This window comes from Escherichia sp. AM3, assembly GCF_032029835.1.
GTDB classification, from domain to species: Bacteria; Pseudomonadota; Gammaproteobacteria; order Enterobacterales; family Enterobacteriaceae; genus Escherichia; species Escherichia coli.
Genome location: NZ_JAVUPQ010000032.1, coordinates 37,989 through 46,375, shown reverse-complemented (window position 1 = coordinate 46,375; position 8,387 = coordinate 37,989). Strand labels below are relative to the sequence as shown.

The following is an 8,387-nucleotide window of genomic DNA, read 5'->3' as shown; positions in this document are numbered from 1 at the left end:
CTGATAGAAACAGAAGCCACTGGAGCACCTCAAAAACACCATCATACACTAAATCAGTAAGTTGGCAGCATCACCTGTCCCCTTTTTCCTCGTTGATTAGATGCAAAAATTTATGCTGAAATATGTCAACCGATGAAAAGCGTCGGTAGTTAAGCAGAAATTAATATCGCTTACTTTAACCACCGCAGCACAATTAGCTAATTTTACGGATGCAGAACTCACGCTGGCGGGACGTTTTTATTGCGTCAGGGTTGACATCCGTTTTTGTATCCAGTAACTCTAAAAGCATATCGCATTCATCTGGAGCTGATTTAATGACTCACATCGTTCGCTTTATCGGTCTACTACTACTAAACGCATCTTCTTTGCGCGGTAGACGAGTGAGCGGCATCCAGCATTAAGCCAGCACGCAGTCAAACAAAAAACCCGCGCCATTGCGCGGGTTTTTTTATGCCCGAAGCGAGGCGCTCTAAAAGAGACAAGGACCCAAACCATGAGCCAGCAAGTCATTATTTTCGATACCACATTGCGCGACGGTGAACAGGCGTTACAGGCAAGCTTGAGTGTGAAAGAAAAACTGCAAATTGCGCTGGCCCTTGAGCGTATGGGTGTTGACGTGATGGAAGTCGGGTTCCCCGTTTCTTCGCCGGGTGATTTTGAATCAGTGCAAACCATCGCTCGCCAGGTTAAAAACAGCCGCGTATGCGCGTTAGCTCGCTGCGTGGAAAAAGATATCGACGTGGCGGCCGAATCCCTGAAAGTCGCCGAAGCCTTCCGTATTCATACCTTTATTGCCACTTCGCCAATGCACATCGCCACCAAGCTGCGCAGCACGCTGGACGAGGTGATCGAACGCGCTATCTATATGGTGAAACGCGCCCGTAATTACACCGATGATGTTGAATTTTCTTGCGAAGATGCCGGGCGTACACCCATTGCCGATCTGGCGCGAGTGGTCGAAGCGGCGATTAATGCCGGTGCCACCACCATCAACATTCCGGACACCGTGGGCTACACCATGCCGTTTGAGTTCGCCGGAATCATCAGAGGCCTGTATGAACGCGTGCCTAACATCGACAAAGCCATTATCTCCGTACATACCCACGACGATTTGGGCCTGGCGGTCGGAAACTCACTGGCGGCGGTACATGCCGGTGCACGCCAGGTGGAAGGCGCAATGAACGGGATCGGCGAGCGTGCCGGAAACTGTTCCCTGGAAGAAGTCATCATGGCGATCAAAGTTCGTAAGGATATTCTCAACGTCCACACCGCCATTAATCACCAGGAGATATGGCGCACCAGCCAGTTAGTTAGCCAGATTTGTAATATGCCGATCCCGGCAAACAAAGCCATTGTTGGCAGCGGCGCATTCGCACACTCCTCCGGTATCCACCAGGATGGCGTGCTGAAAAACCGCGAAAACTACGAAATCATGACACCAGAATCTATTGGTCTGAACCAAATCCAGCTGAATCTGACCTCTCGTTCGGGGCGTGCGGCGGTGAAACATCGCATGGATGAGATGGGGTATAAAGAAAGTGAATATAATTTAGACAATTTGTACGACGCTTTCCTGAAGCTGGCGGACAAAAAAGGTCAGGTGTTTGATTACGATCTGGAGGCGCTGGCCTTCATCGGTAAGCAGCAAGAAGAGCCGGAGCATTTCCGTCTGGATTACTTCAGCGTGCAGTCTGGCTCTAACGATATCGCCACCGCCGCCGTCAAACTGGCCTGCGGCGAAGAAGTCAAAGCAGAAGCCGCCAACGGTAACGGTCCGGTCGATGCCGTCTATCAGGCGATAAACCGCATCACTGACTATAACGTCGAACTGGTGAAATACAGCCTGACTGCTAAAGGTCACGGTAAAGATGCTCTGGGTCAGGTGGATATTGTCGCTAACTACAACGGTCGCCGCTTCCACGGCGTCGGCCTGGCCACCGATATTGTCGAGTCCTCCGCCAAAGCCATGGTGCACGTACTGAACAATATCTGGCGCGCCGCAGAAGTCGAAAAAGAGTTGCAACGCAAAGCTCAACACAACGAAAACAACAAGGAAACCGTGTGATGTCGAAGAATTACCATATTGCCGTATTGCCGGGGGACGGTATTGGTCCGGAAGTGATGACCCAGGCGCTGAAAGTGCTGGATGCCGTGCGCAACCGCTTTGCGATGCGCATCACCACCAGCCATTACGATGTAGGCGGCGCAGCCATTGATAACCACGGGCAGCCGCTGCCGCCTGCGACGGTTGAAGGTTGTGAGCAAGCCGATGCCGTGCTGTTTGGCTCGGTAGGCGGTCCGAAATGGGAACATTTACCACCAGACCAGCAACCAGAACGCGGCGCGCTGCTGCCTCTGCGTAAGCACTTCAAATTATTCAGCAACCTGCGCCCGGCAAAACTGTATCAGGGGCTGGAAGCATTCTGTCCGCTGCGTGCAGACATTGCCGCAAACGGCTTCGACATCCTGTGTGTGCGCGAACTGACCGGCGGCATCTATTTCGGTCAGCCAAAAGGCCGCGAAGGTAGCGGACAATATGAAAAAGCCTTTGATACCGAGGTGTATCACCGTTTTGAGATCGAACGTATCGCCCGCATCGCGTTTGAATCTGCTCGCAAGCGTCGCCACAAAGTGACGTCGATCGATAAAGCCAACGTGCTGCAATCCTCTATTTTATGGCGGGAGATCGTTAACGAGATCGCCACGGAATACCCGGATGTCGAACTGGCGCATATGTACATCGACAACGCCACCATGCAGCTGATTAAAGATCCATCACAGTTTGACGTTCTGCTGTGCTCCAACCTGTTTGGCGACATTCTGTCTGACGAGTGCGCAATGATCACTGGCTCGATGGGGATGTTGCCTTCCGCCAGCCTGAACGAGCAAGGTTTTGGTCTGTATGAACCGGCAGGCGGCTCAGCACCAGATATCGCAGGCAAAAACATCGCCAACCCGATTGCGCAAATTCTGTCGCTGGCACTGCTGCTGCGCTACAGCCTGGATGCCGATGATGCGGCTTGCGCCATTGAACGCGCCATTAACCGCGCATTAGAAGAAGGCATTCGCACCGGGGATTTAGCCCGTGGCGCTGCCGCCGTTAGTACCGATGAAATGGGCGATATCATTGCCCGCTATGTGGCAGAAGGGGTGTAATCATGGCTAAAACGTTATACGAAAAATTGTTCGACGCTCACGTTGTGTACGAAGCCGAAAACGAAACCCCACTGTTATATATCGACCGCCACCTGGTGCATGAAGTGACCTCACCGCAGGCGTTCGATGGTCTGCGCGCCCACGGTCGCCCGGTACGTCAGCCGGGCAAAACCTTCGCTACCATGGATCACAACGTCTCTACCCAGACCAAAGACATTAATGCCTGCGGTGAAATGGCGCGTATCCAGATGCAGGAACTGATCAAAAACTGCAAAGAATTTGGCGTCGAACTGTATGACCTGAATCACCCGTATCAGGGGATCGTCCACGTAATGGGGCCGGAACAGGGCGTCACCTTGCCGGGGATGACCATTGTCTGCGGCGACTCGCATACCGCCACCCACGGCGCGTTTGGCGCACTGGCCTTTGGTATCGGCACTTCCGAAGTTGAACACGTACTGGCAACGCAAACCCTGAAACAGGGCCGCGCAAAAACCATGAAAATTGAAGTCCAGGGCAAAGCCGCGCCGGGCATTACCGCAAAAGATATCGTGCTGGCAATTATCGGTAAAACCGGTAGCGCAGGCGGCACCGGGCATGTGGTGGAGTTTTGCGGCGAAGCAATCCGTGATTTAAGCATGGAAGGTCGTATGACCCTGTGCAATATGGCAATCGAAATGGGCGCAAAAGCCGGTCTGGTTGCACCGGACGAAACCACCTTTAACTATGTCAAAGGCCGTCTGCATGCGCCGAAAGGCAAAGATTTCGACGACGCCATTGCCTACTGGAAAACCCTGCAAACCGACGAAGGCGCAACTTTCGATACCGTTGTCACTCTGCAAGCAGAAGAAATTTCACCGCAGGTCACCTGGGGCACCAATCCCGGCCAGGTGATTTCCGTGAACGACAATATTCCCGATCCGGCTTCGTTTGCCGATCCGGTTGAACGTGCGTCGGCAGAAAAAGCGCTGGCCTATATGGGGCTGAAACCGGGTATTCCGCTGACCGAAGTGGCTATCGACAAAGTGTTTATCGGTTCCTGTACCAACTCGCGCATTGAAGATTTACGCGCGGCAGCGGAGATCGCCAAAGGGCGAAAAGTCGCGCCAGGCGTGCAGGCACTGGTGGTTCCCGGCTCTGGCCCGGTAAAAGCCCAGGCGGAAGCGGAAGGTCTGGATAAAATCTTTATTGAAGCCGGTTTTGAATGGCGCTTACCTGGCTGCTCAATGTGTCTGGCGATGAACAACGACCGGCTGAATCCGGGCGAACGTTGTGCCTCCACCAGCAACCGTAACTTTGAAGGCCGCCAGGGGCGCGGCGGGCGCACGCATCTGGTCAGCCCGGCAATGGCTGCCGCCGCGGCTGTGACCGGCCATTTCGCCGACATTCGCAACATTAAATAAGGAGCACACCATGGCAGAGAAATTTATCAAACACACAGGCCTGGTGGTTCCGCTGGATGCCGCCAATGTCGATACCGATGCAATCATCCCGAAACAGTTTTTGCAGAAAGTGACCCGTACTGGTTTTGGCGCGCATCTGTTTAACGACTGGCGATTTCTGGATGAAAAAGGCCAACAGCCAAACCCGGACTTCGTGCTGAACTTCCCGCAGTATCAGGGCGCTTCCATTTTGCTGGCACGAGAAAACTTCGGCTGTGGCTCCTCGCGTGAGCACGCGCCCTGGGCATTGACCGACTACGGTTTTAAAGTGGTGATTGCGCCGAGTTTTGCTGACATCTTCTACGGCAATAGCTTTAACAACCAGCTGCTGCCGGTGAAATTAAGCGATGCAGAAGTGGACGAACTGTTTGCGCTGGTGAAAGCCAATCCGGGGATCCATTTCGACGTGGATCTGGAAGCGCAAGAGGTGAAAGCGGGAGAGAAAACCTATCGCTTTACCATAGATGCCTTCCGCCGCCACTGCATGATGAACGGTCTGGACAGTATTGGGCTTACCTTGCAGCACGACGACGCCATTGCCGCTTATGAAGCAAAACAACCTGCGTTTATGAATTAATCCCCTTGCCCGGTCAAATGACCGGGCTTTCCGCTATCGTCCACGTCATCAAATGTCTTTAACCTTTGCGGTTAAAAATAATGCGACAACAGAAATAACCGCAATTATCCAGTAGACAGCAAAGTGCCCCCAACTTTGTGCAATTGCTCCCTGAATAACGCCAGCCAGAATTACCCCGGTAGAAATACTGTTAGTAAATAAGGTGGTAGCTGCCCCCGCTCTTCCAGGCATTAAATCCTGAAACCATAGCATCCCAATACCCGCAACAATGCCGATAAATACAGCGTTAAAAAGTTGCAGCGTCATCAACGCCAGACGGCTATGAAATAAAATCAATCCGGTGTAAAACAGTACTCCTGCCGCCACTGCTATGACCATCATTCGCCGCTTACCATAACGTTTGACATAGTAGCCAGCCAGAATCATTGCTGGTATTTCCAGTCCAGCTGCCGTCCCCATCAGGAAACCCGCCAGTTTGTCTGGCAATCCTAACTCGCTACTGATCCACAACGGCATATCAATAATGTACATGGTGTTGCAGGTCCACATTAACGTCGAGGCGACAAATAACATCCGTACGTTACTATCCTGCCAGCCACCTTGCATTGATAAAGCATTTTCCGACGGCAGTTCTACCCGCGCCACAGACGGAAGCATAAATGCAATCAATACCAGACTGAGTGTGAATATCCCGGCGGCAATCGAAAACATCACCGTAAAGCCGTAATTCAACGCCAGCATAAAGGCCAACGGTGGACCGATAACCCATGCCAGAGAAAGCTGCGCACGCATCACCGAGCTAAACATCACCACTTCTCGCGCCGAGTTATCCGCATATTCCCGCGCCAGAGCAAATAACTGTGGCATTGCCGTATTGGCCAGAGATGCCAGAAGCACACCACAGGTGATAAGCGTCAGATAATGACGATTAAATGCAAACAATAGCGCATTGCCGATAGCCATCAAACAGCAAAATATAATCAGTTTTCGCCGATCGCCCTGACTGTCAGAACGTTTTGCCAACCAGAGGCTTACGCCGATCCCAGCAATAGCATTCACCGTATAAAAGAGTCCGATCCAGAAAGGTTGCGCGCCAACCTCACGACTCAGAAATAAGCTCAATGTAGGAGCCTGTAGCGCCCCGGCCACCCCCATCATAAAAGCGACCAGCATAAATGCCGCGTAAACACCGTTCATACGGCGAGCCATCGTCATTATCCAGATCATACGTTCCCTTTTTAGCGCGGCGAGAATAAAAAAAACCAGCAGGTATAATCTGCTGGCGGGTGATTTTACACCAATACTCAGTCACACATGATGCAGGCAAGTCAACTTTCAGAATTGCGGTCATCCCACTGCATCAGTCCTTCAAGCATGGTTAATCGTTGTGGGACGCTTAACCAACGCAACCAGCACAACTTCGCTGTCGCGGTAAAATAGTGCTGATAAAACTGACGCATGGGGCACCTCCTTGCTTCATCGTTAGGAATTATTGACTTAATATAGGGAAAATAAAATTGCTGTCTTTTGCGCAGGAGTTCCCCTTTTATGCCATCTGCTCGTCTGCAACAACAGTTCATCCGCCTGTGGCAATACTGCGAGGGTAAATCGCAGGACACAACGCTCAACGAACTGGCAGCGTTATTGAGCTGCTCGCGTCGTCATATGCGTACCCTGCTCAACACCATGCAGGATCGCGGCTGGCTGACGTGGGAAGCGGAAGTCGGGCGCGGTAAACGCTCGCGTCTGACATTCCTCTATACCGGGCTGGCGCTTCAGCAACAGCGGGCGGAAGACCTGCTGGAGCAGGATCGTATCGACCAACTAGTACAGTTGGTTGGCGACAAAGCGACTGTGCGGCAAATGCTGGTTTCTCATCTGGGCCGCAGCTTCCGCCAGGGGCGGCACATCCTGCGCGTGCTCTACTATCGTCCGTTGCGTAATCTGCTACCTGGCAGCGCATTGCGCCGTTCCGAAACCCATATTGCCCGGCAAATCTTCAGTTCGCTAACGCGCATAAATGAGGAAAATGGGGAACTGGAAGCAGACATCGCCCACCACTGGCAGCAAATATCACCGCTTCACTGGCGTTTCTTTTTGCGTCCAGGAGTCCATTTTCATCATGGTCGTGAACTGGAAATGGACGACGTGATCGCCTCTTTAAAACGAATCAATACGCTGCCGCTCTATTCGCATATTGCTGACATTGTGTCGCCGACGCCCTGGACGCTGGATATCCATCTCACGCAACCGGACCGCTGGTTACCGTTATTGCTGGGGCAAGTTCCGGCGATGATCCTGCCGCGCGAATGGGAAACCCTCAGTAACTTTGCCAGCCATCCCATCGGCACCGGTCCGTATGCGGTGATCCGCAACAGCACCAATCAACTGAAAATTCAGGCATTCGATGACTTCTTCGGTTACCGGGCATTAATCGACGAAGTTAACGTCTGGGTTCTGCCGGAAATTGCCGACGAGCCAGCCGGAGGTCTGATGCTAAAAGGTCCACAGGGCGAGGAAAAAGAGATTGAAAGCCGCCTGGAGGAAGGTTGCTACTATTTACTATTCGACAGCCGCACCCATCGCGGGGCGAATCAGCAAGTCAGGGACTGGGTAAGCTATGTGCTTTCTCCAACTAATCTGGTCTATTTCGCTGAGGAACAGTACCAGCAACTGTGGTTCCCGGCTTATGGACTGCTCCCCCGTTGGCACCATGCCCGCACCATAAAGAGCGAAAAACCGGCTGGTCTGGAAAGCCTCACCCTAACCTTTTATCAGGATCACAGTGAGCATCGGGTGATTGCCGGGATCATGCAGCAGATTCTGGCAAGTCACCAGGTCACGCTGGAAATCAAAGAGATCGACTACGATCAGTGGCATACAGGAGAGATCGAAAGTGATATCTGGCTAAACAGCGCCAACTTTACCCTGCCGCTGGACTTCTCTGTTTTCGCACATTTATGCGAAGTGCCACTGCTACAACATTGCATTCCCATTGACTGGCAAGCCGACGCTGCTCGCTGGCGCAATGGCGAGATGAATCTGGCGAACTGGTGCCAGCAACTGGTCGCCAGCAAAGCGATGGTGCCATTATTGCACCACTGGCTGATCATTCAGGGGCAACGCAGTATGCGCGGCCTGCGCATGAACACCCTCGGCTGGTTCGATTTTAAATCAGCGTGGTTTGCGCCACCGGATCCATGATTGCTGGT

The 8,387-nt window shown here is 52.6% G+C and carries 8 protein-coding genes; 6 read left to right on the top strand and 2 right to left on the bottom strand.

Annotated features, from left to right (window positions below):
- Nucleotides 1-314 precede the first annotated feature (314 nt).
- From leuL to leuD, 5 genes are all read left to right on the top strand, one after another.
- Complete coding sequence (gene leuL, locus RTW80_RS13375) at nucleotides 315-401, top strand: leu operon leader peptide (protein WP_001300467.1); 87 nt, start codon at nucleotides 315-317, stop codon at nucleotides 399-401.
- Nucleotides 402-493: 92 nt separating this feature from the next.
- On the top strand, nucleotides 494-2,065 hold the full coding sequence (leuA, locus tag RTW80_RS13370; RefSeq protein ID WP_032247615.1) for a 2-isopropylmalate synthase: 1,572 nt from the start codon (nucleotides 494-496) through the stop codon (nucleotides 2,063-2,065).
- Nucleotides 2,065-3,156, top strand: coding sequence for a 3-isopropylmalate dehydrogenase (leuB, locus tag RTW80_RS13365; RefSeq protein WP_000042353.1), 1,092 nt, complete (start codon nucleotides 2,065-2,067; stop codon nucleotides 3,154-3,156). Before leuA ends, leuB begins: the two co-directional genes overlap by 1 nt.
- A gap of 2 nt (nucleotides 3,157-3,158) precedes the next feature.
- Nucleotides 3,159-4,559 carry a 3-isopropylmalate dehydratase large subunit gene (gene leuC / locus RTW80_RS13360; RefSeq protein WP_001140641.1) on the top strand — a complete coding sequence of 467 codons (1,401 nt, stop codon included), beginning with the start codon at nucleotides 3,159-3,161 and terminating at the stop codon, nucleotides 4,557-4,559.
- Nucleotides 4,560-4,569: 10 nt separating this feature from the next.
- Nucleotides 4,570-5,175, top strand: a complete 606-nt coding sequence (gene leuD, locus RTW80_RS13355; protein WP_000818228.1) for a 3-isopropylmalate dehydratase small subunit — start codon at nucleotides 4,570-4,572, stop codon at nucleotides 5,173-5,175.
- Nucleotides 5,176-5,223: 48 nt separating this feature from the next.
- Here leuD and setA read toward each other — a convergent pair whose 3' ends face one another.
- Nucleotides 5,224-6,402, bottom strand: a complete 1,179-nt coding sequence (setA, locus tag RTW80_RS13350) for a sugar efflux transporter SetA (protein ID WP_000637848.1) — start codon at nucleotides 6,400-6,402, stop codon at nucleotides 5,224-5,226.
- A 101-nt stretch (nucleotides 6,403-6,503) separates the two neighbouring features.
- Entirely contained in the window at nucleotides 6,504-6,635 is a 132-nt protein-coding gene (gene sgrT / locus RTW80_RS13345) for a glucose uptake inhibitor SgrT (protein ID WP_001248770.1), read from the bottom strand.
- A gap of 88 nt (nucleotides 6,636-6,723) precedes the next feature.
- Between sgrT and sgrR the strand changes: the two genes are divergently transcribed.
- Entirely contained in the window at nucleotides 6,724-8,379 is a 1,656-nt protein-coding gene (gene sgrR, locus RTW80_RS13340) for a DNA-binding transcriptional regulator SgrR (RefSeq protein ID WP_312719298.1), read from the top strand.
- Nucleotides 8,380-8,387: the final 8 nt, after the last annotated feature.

Coding starts and splice junctions, on each gene's coding strand:
- sgrR (WP_312719298.1), top strand. CDS start 6,724: ATGCCATCTGCTCGTCTGCAACAACAGTTCATCCGCCTGTGGCAATAC.
- leuD (WP_000818228.1), top strand. CDS start 4,570: ATGGCAGAGAAATTTATCAAACACACAGGCCTGGTGGTTCCGCTGGAT.
- leuA (WP_032247615.1), top strand. CDS start 494: ATGAGCCAGCAAGTCATTATTTTCGATACCACATTGCGCGACGGTGAA.
- leuB (WP_000042353.1), top strand. CDS start 2,065: ATGTCGAAGAATTACCATATTGCCGTATTGCCGGGGGACGGTATTGGT.
- sgrT (WP_001248770.1), bottom strand. CDS start 6,635: ATGCGTCAGTTTTATCAGCACTATTTTACCGCGACAGCGAAGTTGTGC.
- setA (WP_000637848.1), bottom strand. CDS start 6,402: ATGATCTGGATAATGACGATGGCTCGCCGTATGAACGGTGTTTACGCG.
- leuL (WP_001300467.1), top strand. CDS start 315: ATGACTCACATCGTTCGCTTTATCGGTCTACTACTACTAAACGCATCT.
- leuC (WP_001140641.1), top strand. CDS start 3,159: ATGGCTAAAACGTTATACGAAAAATTGTTCGACGCTCACGTTGTGTAC.